Here is a 19,651-nt window from a genome sequence, read left to right as displayed (position 1 = left end):
AAAGCTGCGAAGATGCGCGCCCGAGGGCGACATCGGCGATACGAGGAGTAGTCGTTTGGAAGACCTTGCTGTGAAGAGCACGGCGGCGGCATCCGCTAAGATCGTCGGTGCGGGTCACAATTGGCCGCGCAATGATGGCATCGAGCTCGACCTTTCGTGGGTGGTCGATCAGCGTGTCAATCTGTCGGCTGCCGAACGGCGTGTTGCGACACTGCCGGGGCGGCGTACGGTCAAGAAGGACGCCCAGGCCGCCTGGCTGCTGAAGGCGGTGACCTGCATCGATCTTACCACGCTCAATGGCGACGACACGACCGAGCGCGTCAGGCGGCTATGCGCCAAGGCGCGCCAGCCAGTGCGACAGGACATTCTCGATGCGCTCGGCATGGGCGATCGCGGCATCACGACCGGTGCCGTCTGCGTCTATCATCGCTTCGTTTCGACGGCGGTAGATGCGCTTGAAGGTTCAGGTATTCCGGTTGCCGCCGTCTCCACCGGCTTTCCGGCGGGTCTCGTGCCGCACGACGTGAAGTTGAAGGAGATCGAGGCCTCCGTCGCCGATGGCGCGCGGGAGATCGATATCGTCATCACGCGCGAGCATGTGCTGACCGGCAATTGGCAGGCGCTCTACGACGAGATGCGCGATTTCCGCGCGGCTTGCGGAGACGCTCATGTCAAGGCGATCCTCGCGACCGGCGATCTCAAGACCCTGCGCAATGTGGCGCGCGCATCGCTCGTCTGCATGATGGCCGGCGCCGACTTCATCAAGACCTCGACGGGCAAGGAGGGTGTCAACGCGACGCTGCTCGTAACGCTCGTCATGCTGAGAATGATCCGGGCCTATCAGGAGCGCACCGGGCTCAAGGTCGGCTACAAGCCGGCCGGCGGCATCTCGGCGGCGAAAGATGTGCTGAACTATCAATTCCTCATGAAGGACGAACTTGGCCGTGAATGGCTGGAACCCGATCTCTTCCGCATCGGGGCATCGAGCCTGCTTGCCGATATCGAACGCCAGCTCGAGCATCATGTCAGCGGCGCCTACTCGGCCCTCAACAGACACCCGATAGGATAATCCTGATGACGGTTGCCAGGTATTTTGACGAAATGTCCTATGGTCCCGCACCTGAGGCCGACACCGAGGCGCGTGCATGGCTCGCGCGCCACAAGGGCGTGTTCGGCCACTTCATCAACGGCGCCTTCGTCGCTTCGGCGTCTGGAAAGACGTTCGATACCTACGAGCCTGCGACCGGGGCCTTGCTCGCCAAGATCGCGCTCGGCGGCCGCGAGGACGTCAACAGCGCGGTTGGCGCCGCCCGCAAGGCGCAGGGCGCATGGGCGAAGTTGCCCGGCCATGCGCGTGCGCGTCACCTCTACGCGCTGGCCCGCATGATCCAGCGCCACGCGCGTCTGATCGCAGTGGTCGAAGCGATCGACAACGGCAAGCCGATCCGCGAGACGCGCGACATCGACATTCCGCTTGCCGCCCGTCACTTCTATCACCACGCCGGCTGGGCGCAGCTCCAGGAGACCGAGTTCGCCGATCAGGTGCCGGTCGGCGTCGTCGGTCAGGTCATCCCGTGGAACTTCCCCTTCCTGATGCTGGCCTGGAAGGTCGCGCCGGCGCTGGCGCTCGGCAACACGGTCATCCTGAAGCCGGCCGAATTCACGCCGTTGACGGCGCTTCTCTTCGCCGATCTCGCCGCCGCGGCCGGGTTGCCGCCGGGCGTCCTGAACGTGGTGACGGGCGAGGGCGAAACCGGCGCGCTGATCGTCGAGCATGAGGATATCGACAAGATCGCCTTTACCGGTTCGACCGAGGTCGGCCGCCTCATCCGCGAGAAGACCGCCGGAACCGGCAAGTCTCTGACGCTGGAACTCGGCGGCAAGTCACCCTTCATCATCTTCGACGATGCCGATATCGACGGGGCGGTCGAAGGCGTCGTCGATGCCATCTGGTTCAATCAGGGCCAGGTCTGCTGTGCCGGTTCCCGCCTTCTCGTTCAGGAGGGCATCGCACCGCTTTTTTATGAGCGCCTGACGCGACGCATGGGAACGCTGCGCGTCGGCCAACCGCTGGACAAGGCGATCGATATGGCGGCAATCGTGGCGCCGGTGCAGTTGCAGCGGATTGAGAGCCTTGTAGCCCAGGGTGTGACCGAGGGCGCGTCGCTGCACCAGCCCAAGATCGACCTGCCGAAGGGCGGCAGCTTCTATCCGCCGACGCTGCTCACGAACGTTCAGCCGACCTCGATCGTCGCCACCGAGGAAATCTTCGGTCCGGTGGCGGTTTCCATGACCTTCCGCACGCCGGAAGAGGCGATCCAGCTCGCCAATCATACGCGCTATGGCCTTGCCGCCAGCGTCTGGAGTGAAACGATCGGGCTCGCTTTGCATGTGGCCGCGAAGCTTGCGGCCGGCGTCGTCTGGGTCAATGCCACCAATCTCTTCGACGCGGCGGCCGGCTTCGGGGGAAAACGCGAGTCCGGCTTCGGTCGTGAGGGCGGGCGCGAGGGCTGCTATGAATATCTGAAGCCGAAGGCCTGGGTCGGGCGCAAGCTCCGGTCCGTTCCGGCCGCGCCGATCGTGAAAGCGGCCGCGGGCGACTTCTCCATGCCGGCGCTCGACCGCACCGCAAAGCTCTTCATCGGCGGCAAGCAGGCGCGGCCGGATGGAAACTATTCGCGGCCGGTGCTTTCCTCCAAGGGCAAGGTGATCGGCGAGGTCGGCGAAGGCAACCGCAAGGACATCCGCAACGCCGTCGTCGCAGCGCAGGCCGCATCGGCCTGGTCTTCTGCAACGACCCATAACCGTGCGCAGATCCTCTATTACATCGCCGAAAACCTAAGCGGCCGCGCGGCGGAATTTGCCGATCGCATCGCCGCCATGACCGGCGCCTCGGCAGCCGGTGCGAGGGCCGAGGTGGACGCTGCGATCTCGCGTCTTTTCACCTATGGCGCCTGGGCGGACAAATACGAGGGCGTCGTGCACCAGCCGCCGCTGCGCGGCGTTGCGCTGGCGATGCCGGAGCCGCAGGGCGTCGTCGGCGCCATCTGCCCGCCCGAGGCACCGCTGCTTGGGCTTGTCAGCCTCGTGGCGCCGTTGATCGCCGTCGGCAACCGCGTCATCGCCGTTCCGAGTGAGCAGCATCCGCTGGCGGCAACGGATTTCTATTCCGTGCTTGAAACCTCGGATGTGCCGGCTGGCGTCATCAATATCGTCACCGGATCGGCGGTCGAACTCGCCAAGACGCTTGCCGCCCACAACGACGTCGATGCGCTCTGGGCTTTCGGCTCACCGGAACTCTCGGCGCTGGTCGAGAAGCTCTCCGTCGGCAACCTGAAGCGCACCTTTGTCGACTACGGCATGGCGATCGACTGGATGGACCGGACGGCTGCCGAGGGCCCGGCTTTCCTGCGCCGTGCCGTCGACGTCAAGAACATCTGGATCCCCTACGGCGAGTAGGAGGATCCAGCATCTTCTCGGGCGGGGGCACGGCCGGAAGAGCGGGGAAATCCGAACAACCTTGTTGACGCCCGGCGTTGGAATGGGCCTGATGCGGCCGTACGCCGCCGGAAGCCCCGGCGATGGGTGCCTGCAGGGCCGCGCGTCCGATCGGACGTGCAAAGTTGCTGCAGCACGTTGAATTGCAGCATGGTTCTGTCGTTAGATCGGTCAAGGAATCATGCAGGGGAGGACAGGAATGCTCAGGAATATCGACCCGGCTCTCAATGCCGACGTGCTGCACGCGCTGCGCTCGATGGGTCACGGCGACACGCTGGTCATCTCGGACACCAATTTCCCATCCGATGCGATCGCGCGTCAGACGACGCTCGGGAAACTGCTGCACATCGACAACGTCTCCGCCGCGCGCGCCGTAAAGGCGGTGCTCTCGGTCCTTCCGCTTGACACACCGCTGCAGCCCTCGGCCGGTCGTATGGAAGTCATGGGCGCGCCGGACGAGCTTCCGGCGGTACAGCGGGAGGTCCAGGCCGAAATCGATCGCGCCGAGGGCAAGCCGGCGCCGATGTACGGCATCGAGCGCTTCGCCTTCTACGAAGAGGCGAAGAAGGCCTATTGCGTCATCACCACGGGCGAGACGCGTTTCTACGGCTGCTTCCTCTTCACCAAGGGCGTCATTCCGCCGGAAACCGCCTGATTCGTCGGCGCGACGTTAGACCGGACAACAAGGGCGAGGGATCGCGGTCGTAAACCGCGCCGCGACCCAATGAAGTTTGGAGAGCGACCGAGCGCTCTTGCTTCGCAGCCTTTCGCGCGGCCGCGAGAAAGGCGAGCTTGGCCGGCATCTCGATGAGCTCCGAAAGCGCGACCCGAAGAATGTGCAGGAGAAGTCGCCGATCGTGATCATGTTCCAGGCGGCGACCCAGGTGGCGACGAAGAATAATGTCGCGGGCAACGTCAACGGCGCCACATCCGACTTCGTCTCCTACCGCCTGGTGAAGAAGAACTGAGCGATCCACGTCCATTTCTTCGGGGAGCAAATTGCGCCGTGGGCCTGATAAGCCCCCGCGGCGTTGTTGCAGGAGCGGAGCGTTGCATTGATATTGCGCCGGTCGCGTGCGCAGCGGGAAGGAATAATGAATGGGTGAGTTGAAGGTAAGGACGAGGGAGACGGGCGCGACCGCCGTCGTCGGGCGCACGGGCTTCCCGCACGTGAAATCGGTCACCGGTGGCGAACTCGATATCGTCACCAGCCCGTCACAACCCGGCTATGGCCCGCTCGATCTTCTCTATGCTTCGCTTGCGAGCTGTCTGGTGCTGAGCGCCCGCATTGCCGCGAGCCGCTTCGGTGTACTCGACAGATTGACGGAAGTCTCCGCAAAGGTCACCGGCGAGAAAGCCCATGACGAGCCGTCGCGTGTCGCACGCTTCGACATCGAGTTCTCCATCAAGGGCGATTTCGACGACACCGTTCGCCATGCGATAGCCGAGGCGGCCGAGGCGGAGATCTGCACGATCAGCAATACCTTGCGCGGCAATCCGGATTTCGCAACCAGGGTATATGGCTAGCACATCGGCCCGAAAATCGGACCCGATTTTCGGAAAGCACGATGCGTCGAATCAAAGAGTTACAGCGTCGTTTGTGCGTCCTAATGGACGCACGGCGCTGTAATGCGTGTCACCCAAGGGTTCCAGAGGGATAGCAACCGCCGCTGCTTTGTGCTCGCATCCGCGCCTGGCAGCTGAGTGTACCTGCGGTCGTGGAACCTTCTACTATCAAGCGACGTTTGTAATTGCTCGCTCGCGATTCCGCCGTTTTGAGGTTGGCGGCCGCCGGCTCCGCCGGAAGAGGTCGAGCAGTGATCTTCGGAGGTTGTCGAGCGCTTCACCGGACACCTCTACCGGCTCCGCGCCATCCGGCTGGATGTGACGCGAAGTTTTGACGCCCGCCGCTTCCGTATTGAGGAGGCAGCGTCCATGACTTGGAATGAAAGTCACACTTCAACGACGGCGCAAGGAGCCGTATCGACGCCGGAATTGGCGCGTCCTGCTGGCAATCCCCGCAGCACGCTGCAGATCGCCGGCCATCCGATCCACCCGATGCTCATTCCGTTTCCGGTCGTCTTCGTGGTGACGACGCTGTTCTGCGATCTCGCCTTCTGGCAGACGGGCTCGTCATCATGGTCAGCCGCGGCGCTGTGGCTCCTCGGCGGCGCGCTGGTCTTCGGCGCATTGGCAGCGGTCGCCGGTCTGACGGATTTCCTGGGCGAACCTCTCATCCGGAGACTGACGGATGCCTGGTATCACTTCATCGGCAACGCGGTGGCAATCGTCGTGACGGCGGTGAACTTCTATCTGCGCTATTCGAATGGCGACCAGGCCGTGATACCGGAAGGACTGCTGCTTTCGCTCATCGTCGTCGGAATTTTCCTGTTCACCGGCTGGAAAGGCTGGGAGCTGGTCTATCGCCACCGGGTCGGCGTCTCCGACGAGCTTTAGCTCAGCCGCAGGGACGCCCATCAGAAGCTGCAGAGCCCCGGCAGGGCCGGGCTGAGACTCTGTTCATCAAAACACTTTATTCTGACGCAAACTTGCTAGCGTCGAGCGCGATTCTCTGATCGACTGCAGCGGTCATCAGTGAAAACCGTCGAAGCTCAGGTGCCGAACGAATGCCGCAGCCACGCTCCGTCTATAATTTCAACAGGATCATCGCCCGTACTCCTTCGCGCTCGGTCGTCAACGGCTTGCGCGCCGAAGATCGCGGTAACCCGACCTATGAGGGGGTCAAGGCCGAGCATGACGCCTATCTTCAGGCGATGCAGAAAGCCGGCGTTGAGGTTGCCGTCCTTCCGGCGCTCGAAGCCTTTCCGGACGCGATCTTCGTCGAGGACCCGGCACTCGTCTTCACCGAAGGGGCGATCCTGCTCAGGCCGGGCGCGGCGACACGCGTGAAGGAAGTCGAGGAAATCGCGCCGACGCTGCGCGATGCGTTCGAGACGGTTCTTGAACTACCGGGCACGGGCTATGCCGATGGCGGCGACGTGCTGACGACAGGTGAAAGCGTAATGATTCTCTCGGCCCGCACAGACAAGGCAGGCGCCGAAGCGCTTCAGAGCTGTCTCGACAGGCTCGGCCGCAAGAGTGAGATCGTCGCGACGCCCGAGGGCGTTCTCCACTTCAAGACGGATTGCTCGCTGCTCGACGACGAAACCGTGCTTTCCACCAACCGCCTGGCGCGGTCGGGCGTCTTCGGGAAATTCAAGCAGGTGATCATTCCGGAGGGCGAGGAGGCGGCCGCCAACGCGCTCCGGGTCAATGACGTCGTCATGGTCGGCGCCGACTTCCCGCGCACGATCGAGATGCTCGACAGGGCTGGCTTCAAGGTCGTGCCGCTGAAGACCACGGAAATCGGCAAGATCGATGCCGGGCTCTCCTGCATGTCGCTGCGTTGGTTCAGCTGCGGAAAAGGTGGGTGAATAGGTGCCGCATGGCAACGGACGATACCAGATCGTCGCGGGCGCCCTGGCCTGCTCTGCTTAATTGTTTGGGTGCGGCCAATCTGCTATTATTTTAGGCGTGGCTAATGCGGCTCGGGACAGCCGCCGGCCGATACAATGACAACGATGAATGCGATCCGGGAGAATGGCCATGAAAAGGCTTCTAACGGCCGCTGCTCTGTTGGCAGCAAGCAGCTTGGTTGCAATGCAAGGCGTAGCCGCCGACGCAGCCGTCGACGACGCTGCGCTGATCAAAAGCGCCGAATCCGCTGCGCCCGCTGCGGTAGCAAGGGGCGCTGCCATCCACGTTATGGACGAGAAGGGCAGTATGCGCACGTTGAGGGAGGGCACGAACGGCTTCTGGTGCATGCCGGACAATCCGGTCACGCCAGGCCCGGACCCGATGTGCGGCGATGCCAATGCCATGGAATGGGCGACGGCATGGATGCAGAAAAAGGAGCCGCCAAAAGGGAAGGTAGGCTTCATGTATATGCTGGCCGGCGGCACCGACGGAAGCAATACCGATCCTTACGCGACAAAACCTGAAGAGGGTAACAACTGGGTGGAAACCGGCCCGCATGTCATGATCGTCAACGCGACGGACATGATGCAGGGCTATCCGACGGACCCTAAGCCCGACACCTCCCGGCCGTATGTGATGTGGGCAGGCACTCCTTACGCCCACCTTATGGTACCGGTGAAATAGCGAGAGTGGAAAAGCTCTGGGCGCGAACGGTTGTTCGCGCAAATTGCGGCAACGACAGCTGAGATGCTTTTGTTCGCGAAGGCACTCGTTTTGGTTTGTGCTGCGCGCGCCCCACGCCTCTATCCGTACGAACGTGATCGTCGCGGGGCCGGTCACGACCGACTGGATCAGGGTGCGGCAACGTTTCGACAGTAGTTAGGCACGCCCGGACCGAGCCGAAATCACGGGACAAGCCGATGCGTGGTCCGTTTAATTGCGAACCTTGAGGGGCACCATGAACGCAGTCATGCGCAGAGCCACGTATGGAAGAATTCCTACTGTTCGCGGCGGTCGGCCGCGATACGTGATTGGCACGGTCAATGCGGCCGAGTTCCTGATTGCACTTCGGTGTGGCTGAGCTTCCTCGCCACCATGTAACCGGCCACTGGGAGCAAACCGGCGAAATCGGCGATTACCTGACATCTGTTGGCGGGCTGATCGTCGGAGGTGTTCCGGCGGCGCCGGCGGGATGGGTGATCAAGACATTGCAGGAGAAGACACTCCTGCGGCTTGTCGGATCCCTGATCACGCTTTTGGCCGGCTACCAGACGCTCGAACTGACAGACGTGCTCTGAGGGACTCGGTAAGGACAATCCTGGCATTACTTCGCAGGAGTAAGTTCCCCGAACACCGTCGGGATCAGTTCCGACACGGTCGGGTGGATGTGCACGGCGCGGGTGATCGTCGTATAGGGCTTCTTCGCATACATGACGTCGAGGATGCTCTGAATCGCTTCGTCTCCGCCGGTGCCGAGGATCGATGCGCCGAGGATTTCCTGCGTGTCCGCGTCGACGATCACCTTCATGAAGCCCTGCGTCTCGCCCTTCTCGACGGCACGCCCCACCCTCGTCATCGGCCGTGTGCCGATCAGCAGCTTGCGGCCGCTGTTGCGGGCTTCGCTCTCGGTCATGCCCGCGCGCCCGAGCGGTGGGTCGATGTAGAGCGCGTAAGTCGGGATACGGTCGGTCACCCGGCGCGGATCGTTGTCGAGGAGATTGGCGGCGACGATCTCGAAATCGTTGTAGGCGGTGTGGGTGAAGGCGCCGCGGCCGTTGCAGTCGCCCATCGCGAAGATATGTGGAACGCTGGATCGCAGGAAATCGTCGACCTCGATATTGCCCCGCGGGTCGGTCTTCACGCCAGCCTTGTCGAGCCCGAGATCGTCCGTATTCGGCCGGCGGCCGGTGGCGAGCAGCACATGCGAGCCGATGACTTCCGGCGCTCCTGACGTGCAATCGACGCCGGCGGCGACGCCGTCTTTATGCTTGGCGAAGCGGATGCATTCGGCATTGAGGCGGACATGGATGCCTTCCTTTTCGAGAATGTCGCGGATCGTATCGGAGACGTCCGGATCTTCCCGCCCGATCAGGCGCGGCGCTTTCTCGATGACGGTCACCTCGGAACCGAAACGCCGGAACATCTGAGCAAATTCGAGCCCGATATAGCTGCCGCCGATGATGACGAGGTGCTCCGGGAGTTCGCTGAGGTCCATCATCGAGGTGTTGGTGAGATAGGGAACCTCGTCGACGCCAGGAAAATCAGGGACCGCTGCACGGCCGCCGGTGTTGAGAAAAATCTGGTCGCCGGAAATCAGCTCATCACCGACGCGGATGTCGGTCGGGCTTTCGAAGCGTGCATGGCCTTCGATGACTGTGCAGTTGTCCATGCCCTTGAGCCAGCTTTCCACGCCCGAACGAGCATCGAGCCGAACCTTCTCCTTGCGTGCCATGACGCGGGCGAAGTCGACGGAGATCGCGCCGGTCATCATGCCGTATTCGGCGCCGCGACGCGCGGTGTGGATCGCATAGGCGCTGGCCACCATCGCCTTGGTCGGCATGCAGCCGGTGTTGACGCAGGTGCCGCCGAAAAGCTTGCGCTCGATGAGCGCAACGGTCTTGCCGGCAGCCGTCAGCCGCCCGGCAAGCGATGGTCCGGCCTGGCCGGCGCCGATGATGATTGCGTCGAAGTGCTTGCTCATGACACGGAGGACACCACCCGGAAGGTTAGCAGAATTGCGATCAGAGCTTGGAGAAGGGCAATTGGCAGCCAGCCCGCATCGGCCGCGATGCAGACGGCGGCGGGCGCGGTCATGGCACAAAGCCCCGCCACCACACCAATCAAAAGCGCGAAAATCTTGACGGACATGGTTTCCCCCGAAACAATTCCATGCGCTGAGGGGAGAGTGGCTGAGAACGGTATCGATTGCAATGTCCAATAGGAGAGTGCGTCTGCCGGAGAATTCAACCGTAGGCGCGGACACGCAACCCGCTCTATTTTTCGCCGAACCCTGACATATATGGAATGGCTTACGCCGACCCAGCGGAGAATCCGTGATCAAACTGCGAGACCAGAACGAGGGAGACAATCATGCGCCTGATCAAGACTGTTATCGGTACTGCCCTTGCCATCGCGCTCACCGCCGCTGCGGCTGAGGCCGATGTCGTCGTTTCCTCGAAAATCGATACGGAAGGGGGCGTGCTCGGCAATATCATTCTCGCCGTCCTCAATGCCAACGGTATCAAGACCACGGACCGTGTTCAGCTTGGCGCGACACCAGTGGTGCGCAAGGCGATTACCGCCGGGGAGATCGACATTTATCCCGAATATACCGGCAATGCAGCGTTCTTCTTCGAGAAGGCGGACGATCCGGCCTGGAAAGATGCTGCCAAGGCCTATGAGCAGGCAAAGAAGCTCGACTATGACGCCAACAAGATCGTTTGGCTGACCCCGTCGCCCGCCAACAACACCTGGGCGATCGCGCTCCGCAAGGAGGTCGTAGAGGCCAACAAGCTCAAGACGCTCTCCGACTTCGGCAAATATGTCTCGGGCGGCGGCGAGGTCAAGCTTGCGGCCTCGTCCGAATTCGTCAACTCGGCCGCGGCGCTTCCGGCGTTCCAGACAACATATTCCTTCAAGCTTAAGCCCGACCAACTGATCACGCTGTCAGGCGGCGATACATCGGCGACGATTGCCGCGGCTGCAAATCAGACGAACGGCGCCAACGCCGCGATGGTCTACGGCACCGATGGCGGCATTGCGCCTTCCGGCCTCGTCGTGCTCGAAGACGACAAGAGCGTCCAGCCGATCTATCAGCCGGCACCGATCATCCGCGAAGCGGTGCTCAAGGAAAACCCGCAGATCGAGGAATTGCTGAAACCGGTCTTCGAAAAGCTCGACCTCGTGACGCTGCAGGAGCTTAATGGGCGCGTCCAGGTTGGCGGCGAGCCGGCCAAGGCCGTTGCCGAGGACTTCTTGAAGAAGAACGGCTTTCTGAAATGATGTGACGAAGGGAGGGCGCACGTCCAGACGGGCGCCTCCTGCAGCCCACGCGTCCAGTCAGATGCGCAAAGGACGCTGTAGCAAATCGAACTGCCGCATGATTTTGTCCTTAATCGATTCCGATTTAAGGAATCATGCAGCAGTCCATCCGACCGGACGGGCGACTCCTGAAACGCCACGGGTGATGGCATGATCCAAGGAAAGGAACGCTTGCCCTTCCGCGTCGACAAGCTCGGCGTCGTCATTGCTGCGCTCGCTGGCTACGGCGCGCTCCTTGCGCCGTTTGCAACCTTCCGGGCCAACCGGATCGTCCAGGGTGAGGCGAAGGCAATTCTGGAGGGCTTGCCGCCATCGCTCGGATACACGCTTCTTGGCCTCATCGCGTTGGCTGCGGCGGTTGCCCTCTTCAAGACGCCGAACCTGGTACGAATGGCTGCGGCTTTTGCCGCTCTCGTCGCGCTTGGCATTCTGATCGGAATGGCCGCCAATCATCTGACGCCGCCGGAAAACACCTATGCCCGCGTTTCGCCGGCCTCGGGCTTCTGGGTGATGGTTTTCGCCTTCTCACTTCTGGTTGCCGATGCGCTGACACGCCTGAATCCCGGGCCCGTCATCCGCCTCCTCTTTCTTGTTTCGGTTCTTGCGGCCGCCGGTGCTATGCTGATAGCCGGCGGCTGGGACGGACTCTCCATCCTGAAGGAATATGCAAGCCGCGTCGACACCTTCTGGAAGGAGGCGGGGCGGCACGTAACGCTCGCGCTCGGATCGCTCGCGGCGGCGACCGTCATCGGCTTGCCGCTAGGCGTGCTTTGCCATCGGGTGGAGGTGTTGCGCGCCAGCGTGCTGAACGTTCTCAACGCCATCCAGACAATTCCGTCGATCGCGCTTTTCGGCATCCTGATCGCTCCGCTCGGCTGGATCGCGACACATGTGCCGGGTGCCGCGGCCATCGGCATTCGCGGCATCGGCGTCGCGCCCGCTTTTGTCGCGCTGTTTCTCTATTCCTTGCTGCCCGTCGTCGCCAATACGGTGGTCGGGCTCGCCGGCGTCCCGCGCGACGCCAACGACGCTGCCCGCGGCATCGGTATGACCGACTGGCAGCGACTTGCCGGCATCGAGTTTCCGCTCGCCTTTCCGGTGATCCTCACCGGCATCCGCATCGTGCTCGTCCAGAACATCGGACTCGCAACCATCGCCGCCCTTATCGGCGGCGGCGGTTTCGGCGTCTTCGTCTTCCAGGGCATAGGCCAGACGGCGATGGACCTCGTGCTGCTCGGCGCTGTGCCGACCGTCGTCCTGGCCTTTGCGGCGGCGATCGTGCTCGACGCCTTGATCGAAATGACCGTAACGGACCGTAACCAGGGCAATACCGCATGATCGAAATCGAACAGGTTACCAAGCGCTATGGCAACACGACCGTTGTCGACGACGTGTCGCTGACCGTCGAACCGCATACGATCACCGTGATCGTCGGCACCTCCGGCTCGGGCAAGACGACGCTGATCAGAATGGTCAACCGGCTGGTCGAGCCGACTTCGGGCACGATCAGGATCGATGGCCAGGATAACCGCGCCCTGCCGGATTTCGAGCTTCGCCGCAGGATCGGCTACGCCATCCAGGGCCACGGGCTGTTTCCACACCGCACGGTCGCCCAGAACATCGCCACGGTCCCGACGCTCCTCGGCTGGGACAGGAAGCGCATCGACGCGAAGGTCGAGGAACTGCTGACGCTGTTCCAGCTCGATTCTGCGGCCTTTGGCCCGCGCTATCCGCATGAGCTTTCCGGAGGCCAGCAGCAGCGGGTCGGCGTTGCGCGCGCGCTCGCCGCCGAGCCGAACGTGCTTCTGATGGACGAACCCTTCGGCGCCCTCGATCCGATCATCCGCTCCAAGGCGCAGGACGACCTCGTCGCGATCCAGAGACACTTCGGCACGACCATCATCCTCGTCACCCATGACATGGAAGAGGCGTTTCACCTCGCCGACAGGATCGCCGTGATGGACAAGGGCGAGGTCGTGCAATACGCGACACCGGCCGAGATGCTGGTCAAACCCGCGACACCTTTCGTGGAAACGCTGATCGGCACCAGCGAGCGGCCATTCCGGCTGCTGGCGATCGACACGGCCGCGGATGCGGTCGAGCCCGGCTCGGCCGAAGGCGCGCCGATACCGGCGACGCTCAGCCAGCGCGAGGCGCTCTCCGAGCTCCTGTGGTCCGGGCGATCTGCGCTGCCGGTTGCCGCGCCGGACGGCGCCATCCTCGGCAAGGTCAGCCTCGAAGGCTTGGCAAAACGGGCGGCGAGGCCACGGTGATGGCGTGGCTACCCAAGCTCGCCCGGATTGCTGTCCTGCTGCTGTTGCTCGCCTTCCTGCTGCAGCCCTCCTGGTTCGAACCCTTGCTGCGGCCACTGGTTCAGCAAAATGCGCCGGCGATCTACAACCAGGGCAGCCTGTTCTGGCTGACCGTGCTGCATCTCAGGACAGTTTTTGTCGCAACGGCTGGCGCGGCTGCCGTTGCCGTGGCTCTGGCGATCCTCGTGACGCGGAAGGCAGGGGCGGAGTTTCTTCCGCTCTCGCGCAGCCTCGTGAACATCGGCCAGACCTTTCCGCCGGTCGCTGTCCTGGCGCTGGCGGTGCCGATTTTCGGCTTTGGCGAGAAACCGACGCTGATCGCCCTCTTCCTCTATGGCCTGCTGCCGATCTTCGAGAATGCGCTGACGGGCTTGACGACGCTGCCGCCCGCCGTGATGGAGGCTGCACGCGGCGCGGGTATGACGGAGCGCCAGCGGCTTTTCAACATTGAGCTTCCCCTGGCGCTGCCGGTGATCCTGACGGGGATCCGATTGTCCGTCGTGATCAGTCTTGCGACCGCAACGATCGGGTCGACCGTTGCGGCCAAGACGCTCGGGGAAGTCATCATCGCCGGTCTGCAGTCGAACAACCTCGCCTTCGTGCTTCAAGGCGGCCTCATCGTCGCCGCGCTGGCCGTGCTCATCCATGATGGGCTTCAGGCATTCGAGAGATTCCTTTCCGGCCGGGTGCGCGCCTAGACCATCCGGACGACTTGCCACTGCTCGCAGAAGTCGTAACAGCAGCAGTTTGGTGCGATTGTGAAAATGAATTTCACATTTCGCCGGAATGGCCGATTTTTTGTTGACGCCCTGAAAAATCTATCTCAGTCTACGAAAATAAATTACGCCAAAAGGCAAGGGAACAGCGCGAGCATGAAAGTCGGTATAATCGGACTCGGATTCCGTCTTGGCTATCTGGGCTACGTTTTCAAGGCGATCGACGAAAGCTTCGAGATCGCCGGCTATGTCGACCCGGCGCCCGCGGGACTCGCAACCCTCGTCGAAAAAGGCATTCCCGCCGGCAAGGCCTATGGATCGCCTGAGGAACTGATCGCCAGCGAGAAGCTCGATCTGCTGATGATTGGCTCGCCCAACCACATGCATCTCGATCATATCCGCATCGGCCTAGAGGCTGGTCTCAAGATCTTCTGTGAGAAGCCGATCGTCAGCACGATCGAACAGAGCCTCGAGCTTGCCGGGGTTTTGGCGAAGCACGGTCACGACCGCCTGATGGTCGGCCTCGTGCTGCGCTACGCGCCGCTGTATCGCGACCTTCGCGCCGCCCAGGCCGCGGGAACGCTCGGCCAGGTCGTTTCGATCGAGGCCTCGGAACATATCGAACCCTATCATGGCGCATTTTTCATGCGTGACTGGCGCCGCTATGGACGCTACGCCGGCAGCTTCATGCTCGAAAAATGCTGCCATGACCTCGATCTCTATAACGGTGTCGTCGGCGCCCGGCCCGAGCGGGTCGCAAGCTTCGGCGGCCGCAAGAGCTTCATTCCTGCCAACGATCCCGCCCGCGAAGGCATCAACGATCTGCAGCTCTTCCACCGCAAGCCAAGCGGGTGGCTCGGATCGGACAGGGTCTTCGACAGCGATGGCGACATCATCGACTATCAGGTTGCGATCATCGAATACGCCAACGGCGTTGCGATGAATTTCCACACCAACCTGAACGTGCCGGACCAGTTCCGCCGCTTCTGCGTGATGGGATCGCGCGGCATGGCCGAAGGCGACTTCATCCGCGGCTATCTCGATGTCCATGAAGTGCTCTCCGGCAAGAAGGTGGTCGAGAAGCGCTATGCCGCGACGGAGCTTTCGCAGCATTACGGCGCCGACGAGCAGATGGCGGCCGAGATCATCGCCCACGTCCGAGACGAGGGGCCGCTGCCGGTCTCACCGCTCGATGCGCTGGAGGCCGGCATCCTGGCGCTTTCCATGGACGAGGCGCGGATGAAGAGGGCGGTCGTCGATTTGAGACCGCTCTGGGACCGCTTCGACGAAGCCCTGCACGCCCGTGCGGCCTGAGAGGGTGAGGAGCATGAGCGTTCGGCGCAGCACCGTCATCTTCGCCTGGATCCTGCTTCTTCCCGCCTTGCTCTATGTCTCGGTCATCGTCGCCTATCCGCTCGTCGACACATTTATCCTGTCGTTTACAGATGCTTCGCTGAAGAAGACCACCAAATGGGTCGGCACAGTCAACTACGACAAGATCTTCAACAGCACCTTCGCGGAAGTGATCGTCCGGACATTCGTTTGGACCTTCTTTTCCGTCTCGATCAAGATGATCATCGGCACCTTCGGCGCCGTCATGCTGAACGCCGCCGTACCGGGCCGTGCCCTGTTTCGCGTCCTGACCATGCCGCCGTGGATCGTGCCGATGGCAATCGGCATCTTCATGTGGGGCTGGATGTACAACGGCCAGTTCGGGATGATTTCCGGCGTGCTGCAGAACATGGGCCTTGTCGACGGCCCGATCGCCTTCCTCGCGCATGGTTCAACGGCGTTCTGGGCAACGATCATCACCGATGTCTGGATCGGCGTGCCGCTGGTGACGCTCTATCTTCTGGCCTCGATCCAGGCGATCCCGCAGGATCTTTACGAGGCGGCATGGACGGACGGGGCTGGCCGCTTCTATCGCTTTCGCCGCATCACCCTGCCGCTGCTCGTGCCGGCGATGATCACCATGTCGATGCTGTCGCTGATCGCCACCTTCAACTCGTTCGACATCATCTGGATCCTGACACAGGGTGGCCCGAACGGTGACACGACGACGATGATCATCGACACCTATCGAACGGCGATCGGCTCGAAGAAATACGGCGAAGGTGCAGCGCGTGCCGTGGTGATCTGCATTTTCCTGTCGATTTTCTGCCTGCTTTACTTCCGCGTCACACACCGCCTCGCCTCGGGAGAAAGCCGATGAGCCAACCGGCCTTGATCAATCGCTATCGCTGGTACGAGCTCGTCGGAATCTACGCGGGAATCTTTGTCTTCCTGAGTTTCATTCTCGCCCCCTTCGTCGAAGGCTTCCTGGTGTCGCTGAAGCCGCTCAGCCTGCTCTTTTCATCGCCCTATCGCTTCTGGCCGGAGAATGGGTCCTTTGCCGCCTACAGGACCATGTGGGTGAGCGTGCCGGGCTTCGCCCGCTATATCTTCAACTCATTCTTCGTTTCCATCATCGTCACCGCCGTCGTGCTGGCGCTGGTGGTGCCGGCTGCCTATGCCTTTGCGCGCTTCAGGTTCCGCGGCAGCGGACCGCTGCTTGCGGCCTTCCTCGCGGTCAACATGTTTTCCGGCGCAGTGCTTTTGATCCCGCTTTTCCGGCTGATGCGCAGCTTCGGCGTGCTCAACACCTATTTCGCCATGATCGTGCCGGGCGTCGCCTTCCTCATTCCCTCGGCGATCTGGCTCTTGCGCACCTACATGATGCGTATCCCCCGGGAACTGGACGAGGCTGCCTTCGTCGACGGCGCCAGTCACTTCTACACGCTTCGCCGGGTGATCCTGCCGATCGCCATGCCGGGCATCACCGTCGTCGCGATCACCACCTTCATCGGCTCCTACGCCCAGCAGTTCATCTTCGCGCTGACCTTCAATTCCAAGACCGAGTACATGCCGTTGCCCGTGGGTCTCTTCGCCTATTTCGGCCGGCAGGAAGTGGTCTGGAACGAACTGATGGCCGCTAGCTTCGTCGGCATCGCGCCGGCCGTCGTCGTCATTTTCTTCCTGCAACGCTATCTCGTCAGCGGCCTGACCGCCGGCGCGGTGAAACAATAAGCAACCACCAAAGAAGGGGAGTTCCATCGTGACCATTGCTTACAAGACTGCTTTTCTAACGCTTGCCTTGCTCGGTTCGACCGCGCTCGGGAGCGTTGCCGCGCAGGCCGCCGACCAGGAGATCAGCTGGATCTACTGCGGCGACAAGATCGATCCGATCCACGAGAAATACATCAAGGAATGGGAAGGCAAGAACGCCGGCTGGAAGGTGGTACCGGAAGTCGTCGGCTGGGCCCAGTGCCAGGACAAGGCGACGACACTTGCTGCGGCCGGTACGCCCGTCGGCATGGCCTATGTGGGGTCCCGCACACTCAAGGAGTTCGCCGAGAACGATATGATCGTTCCGGTCCCCATGACCGAGGAAGAGAAGAAGAGCTACTATCCGAACATCGTCGACACGGTGACCTTCGAGGATAACCAGTGGGGCGTGCCGATCGCATTCTCGACCAAGGCGCTCTATTGGAACAAGGACCTCTTCAAGCAGGCGGGCCTCGACCCGGAAACGCCGCCGAAGACCTGGGCCGAAGAGATCGCCTTTGCCAAGCAGATCAAGGAAAAGACCGGCATTGCGGGCTATGGTTTGCCGGCCAAGACCTTCGACAACACGATGCACCAGTTCATGCACTGGGTTTACACCAACAACGGCAAGGTCATCGACGGCGACAAGATTGTGGTGGACAGCCCGGAAGTGCTGGCTGCGCTGCAGGCTTACAAGGACATCACGCCCTATTCGGTCGAAGGGGCGACCGCTTACGAGCAGAACGAAATCCGTGCCATCTTCCTTGACGGCAAGGCTGGCATGATCCAGTCGGGCTCCGGGGCGGCTGCGCTGCTCAAGGACACGAAGATCAACTGGGGCATCGCGCCGCTGCCGCTCGGCCCTTCGGCCAAGGGCGAAGGGACGCTCCTGATCACGGACAGCCTGGCGATCTTCAAGGGCACCGGCGTCGAGGAAAAGGCGATCGAATTCGCGAAGTTCATCACCTCGCCGGGACCGCAGGGCGAGTACGAGTTGCAGGGCGGCGCAGGGCTGACGCCGCTACGCCCGTCCCCGAAGGTCGACGAATTCGTCAAGGCCGACCCATCCTGGAAGCCGTTGATCGACGGCATTGGCTATGGCGGTCCAGAGCCGCTCTTCACGGATTACAAGGGCTTTCAGAACGCAATGATCGACATGGTGCAGTCGGTCGTCACGGGCAAGGCGGAGCCGGTCGATGCTTTGAAGAAGGCTGCCGGCGAACTCGAACAGTACAAGTAAGCCCGATGAGGACCGCGAACTGACAGGTTCGCGGTCCTTCCCTCGCTTTCACGAAAGAGCCGCTTCTCGCCGGTGGCCGGAGACAGATTCTTGGGACAGCTCAATCTCAAAAAGGTTCAGAAATTCTACGGAACCTACGAAGTGCTGAAGGGTGTCGAACTCGAAGTCAGGAACGGCGAGTTCGTGGTCTTCGTCGGCCCGTCGGGCTGCGGCAAGTCCACGCTGCTCAGAATGATCGCTGGCCTTGACGAGACGACTGCGGGCGACATCGTCATCGACGGCAAGCGTGTCAACGACTTGCCGCCGGTCAAGCGTGGTATCGCCATGGTCTTCCAGTCCTATGCGCTCTATCCGCATATGACGGTGTTCGAGAACATCGCATTCCCGTTGCGCGTGGAGAAGATGCCCGAGGAGAAGCTCAAGGCCAAGGTGGAGCACGCGGCGCGCATTCTCCATCTCGATCAGCGGCTCCAGCAGAAGCCCGGCATGCTTTCCGGCGGCCAGCGCCAGCGTGTCGCGATCGGCCGGGCAATCGTGCGCGAGCCGAAGATCTTCCTCTTCGACGAGCCGCTGTCGAACCTTGATGCGGCCCTGCGTGCCGACATGCGCATCGAACTCGCAAAACTGCACCAGCAACTGAAGGCAACGATGATCTACGTCACGCACGACCAGGTCGAGGCGATGACGATGGCGGACCGGATCGTCGTGCTGAACGCCGGAGAGATCGCCCAGACGGGCGCGCCGCTCGAACTCTATCACAAACCGGCCAACACCTTCGTGGCCGGCTTCATCGGCAACCCGAAAATGAACTTCCTGCCGGTCACCTGCAAGAGCGTCAGCGACGCCGGCGTCGAGGTTGAATACAAGGGGCAGACGGCGATCATTCCGGTGACGCCGCGTAGCGGCATGGCCGGTGCGACTTTGACCCTTGGTGTGCGCCCCGAGCATATCCAGGTCGGTTCCGGCGACCTGACGTTGGCGGTCACGCCCTCCGTCATCGAGCGTCTCGGAGCCCATACGGTTGCCTATGCTTCGCTCGGAGGTGAGGGGGAGAATTATTGCGCGATGCTCCCGGGCACCGCTGCGATCCGGGCGGACGAAGAGGTCAGGACCGGCATCCGTGCCGCTGACTGCCACCTGTTCGACGAAAACGGCATCGCCTTCGAGCGTCGCGCCGAGATGACCGATATCGACATGGCGCTTTTCGATCCCGCAGCAGCCTGATCGGCTGGTTGCGCCACAGGAAATTTCCGCTTCCGCGACCGTTGTCGTAGAGTACAGCA

General features: G+C 62.2%; 18 protein-coding genes and 2 pseudogenes. 18 read left to right on the top strand and 2 right to left on the bottom strand.

Going from position 1 to position 19,651, the window contains the following annotated elements:
* The first annotated feature begins 55 nt into the window (after window positions 1-55).
* The 9 genes and pseudogenes from deoC to GHK62_RS12755 form a co-directional block, all read left to right on the top strand.
* Complete coding sequence (gene deoC, locus GHK62_RS12795) at window positions 56-1,069, top strand: deoxyribose-phosphate aldolase (RefSeq protein ID WP_153439579.1); 1,014 nt, start codon at window positions 56-58, stop codon at window positions 1,067-1,069.
* 5 nt (window positions 1,070-1,074) lie between these two features.
* Window positions 1,075-3,459: an aldehyde dehydrogenase family protein gene (locus tag GHK62_RS12790; RefSeq protein ID WP_153439578.1), complete on the top strand. Its 2,385-nt coding sequence runs from the start codon at window positions 1,075-1,077 to the stop codon at window positions 3,457-3,459.
* 238 nt (window positions 3,460-3,697) lie between these two features.
* Window positions 3,698-4,153, top strand: coding sequence for an RbsD/FucU family protein (locus GHK62_RS12785; protein WP_153439577.1), 456 nt, complete (start codon window positions 3,698-3,700; stop codon window positions 4,151-4,153).
* A 97-nt stretch (window positions 4,154-4,250) separates the two neighbouring features.
* Entirely contained in the window at window positions 4,251-4,466 is a 216-nt protein-coding gene (locus GHK62_RS12780; RefSeq protein ID WP_153439576.1) for a hypothetical protein, read from the top strand.
* A gap of 130 nt (window positions 4,467-4,596) precedes the next feature.
* Window positions 4,597-5,025, top strand: coding sequence for an OsmC family protein (locus tag GHK62_RS12775; RefSeq protein WP_153439575.1), 429 nt, complete (start codon window positions 4,597-4,599; stop codon window positions 5,023-5,025).
* A gap of 408 nt (window positions 5,026-5,433) precedes the next feature.
* Complete coding sequence (locus tag GHK62_RS12770; protein WP_153439574.1) at window positions 5,434-5,955, top strand: DUF2231 domain-containing protein; 522 nt, start codon at window positions 5,434-5,436, stop codon at window positions 5,953-5,955.
* A 170-nt stretch (window positions 5,956-6,125) separates the two neighbouring features.
* Window positions 6,126-6,932, top strand: coding sequence for a dimethylarginine dimethylaminohydrolase family protein (locus GHK62_RS12765; protein WP_153439573.1), 807 nt, complete (start codon window positions 6,126-6,128; stop codon window positions 6,930-6,932).
* A gap of 172 nt (window positions 6,933-7,104) precedes the next feature.
* Window positions 7,105-7,659: a hypothetical protein gene (locus GHK62_RS12760; protein ID WP_153439572.1), complete on the top strand. Its 555-nt coding sequence runs from the start codon at window positions 7,105-7,107 to the stop codon at window positions 7,657-7,659.
* Between the two features lie 325 nt (window positions 7,660-7,984).
* Window positions 7,985-8,273: pseudogene (locus GHK62_RS12755) on the top strand (sulfite exporter TauE/SafE family protein); the annotation flags it as partial.
* 26 nt (window positions 8,274-8,299) lie between these two features.
* Here GHK62_RS12755 and GHK62_RS12750 read toward each other — a convergent pair.
* Both GHK62_RS12750 and GHK62_RS12745 read right to left on the bottom strand, forming a co-directional pair.
* On the bottom strand, window positions 8,300-9,676 hold the full coding sequence (locus tag GHK62_RS12750) for an FAD-containing oxidoreductase (RefSeq protein ID WP_153439571.1): 1,377 nt from the start codon (window positions 9,674-9,676) through the stop codon (window positions 8,300-8,302).
* A gap of 56 nt (window positions 9,677-9,732) precedes the next feature.
* Window positions 9,733-9,843: pseudogene (locus tag GHK62_RS12745) on the bottom strand (DUF4126 domain-containing protein); the annotation flags it as partial.
* A gap of 222 nt (window positions 9,844-10,065) precedes the next feature.
* Between GHK62_RS12745 and osmF the strand changes: the two are divergent.
* The 9 genes from osmF (at window position 10,066) to GHK62_RS12700 (ending at window position 19,592) form a co-directional block, all read left to right on the top strand.
* A complete protein-coding gene (gene osmF, locus GHK62_RS12740) occupies window positions 10,066-10,977 on the top strand; it encodes a glycine betaine ABC transporter substrate-binding protein OsmF (protein WP_153439570.1) in 912 nt (303 codons plus the stop codon).
* A gap of 189 nt (window positions 10,978-11,166) precedes the next feature.
* Window positions 11,167-12,354 (top strand): ABC transporter permease, encoded by a 1,188-nt coding sequence (locus GHK62_RS12735; RefSeq protein ID WP_153439569.1) that lies wholly within the window; start codon window positions 11,167-11,169, stop codon window positions 12,352-12,354.
* Entirely contained in the window at window positions 12,351-13,289 is a 939-nt protein-coding gene (locus GHK62_RS12730; protein WP_153439568.1) for an ABC transporter ATP-binding protein, read from the top strand. Before GHK62_RS12735 ends, GHK62_RS12730 begins: the two co-directional genes overlap by 4 nt.
* Entirely contained in the window at window positions 13,289-14,026 is a 738-nt protein-coding gene (locus GHK62_RS12725; RefSeq protein ID WP_153439567.1) for an ABC transporter permease, read from the top strand. The genes GHK62_RS12730 and GHK62_RS12725 overlap by 1 nt, the downstream gene beginning before the upstream one ends.
* 174 nt (window positions 14,027-14,200) lie before the next feature.
* Window positions 14,201-15,358, top strand: coding sequence for a Gfo/Idh/MocA family protein (locus tag GHK62_RS12720; protein ID WP_153439566.1), 1,158 nt, complete (start codon window positions 14,201-14,203; stop codon window positions 15,356-15,358).
* 13 nt (window positions 15,359-15,371) lie between these two features.
* Window positions 15,372-16,256 carry a carbohydrate ABC transporter permease gene (locus GHK62_RS12715; protein WP_153439565.1) on the top strand — a complete coding sequence of 295 codons (885 nt, stop codon included), beginning with the start codon at window positions 15,372-15,374 and terminating at the stop codon, window positions 16,254-16,256.
* Window positions 16,253-17,110 (top strand): carbohydrate ABC transporter permease, encoded by an 858-nt coding sequence (locus GHK62_RS12710; protein ID WP_153439564.1) that lies wholly within the window; start codon window positions 16,253-16,255, stop codon window positions 17,108-17,110. Before GHK62_RS12715 ends, GHK62_RS12710 begins: the two co-directional genes overlap by 4 nt.
* 28 nt (window positions 17,111-17,138) lie before the next feature.
* Window positions 17,139-18,368: an ABC transporter substrate-binding protein gene (locus GHK62_RS12705; protein WP_184108680.1), complete on the top strand. Its 1,230-nt coding sequence runs from the start codon at window positions 17,139-17,141 to the stop codon at window positions 18,366-18,368.
* Window positions 18,369-18,458: 90 nt separating this feature from the next.
* Window positions 18,459-19,592 carry an ABC transporter ATP-binding protein gene (locus tag GHK62_RS12700; protein WP_153439563.1) on the top strand — a complete coding sequence of 378 codons (1,134 nt, stop codon included), beginning with the start codon at window positions 18,459-18,461 and terminating at the stop codon, window positions 19,590-19,592.
* Window positions 19,593-19,651: the final 59 nt, after the last annotated feature.

The organism is Sinorhizobium terangae, from assembly GCF_009601505.1.
Lineage (GTDB): Bacteria > Pseudomonadota > Alphaproteobacteria > Rhizobiales > Rhizobiaceae > Sinorhizobium > Sinorhizobium terangae.
The sequence above is the reverse complement of the archived record's forward strand: the minus strand, read 5'-3'. Positions and strand labels throughout refer to the sequence as shown.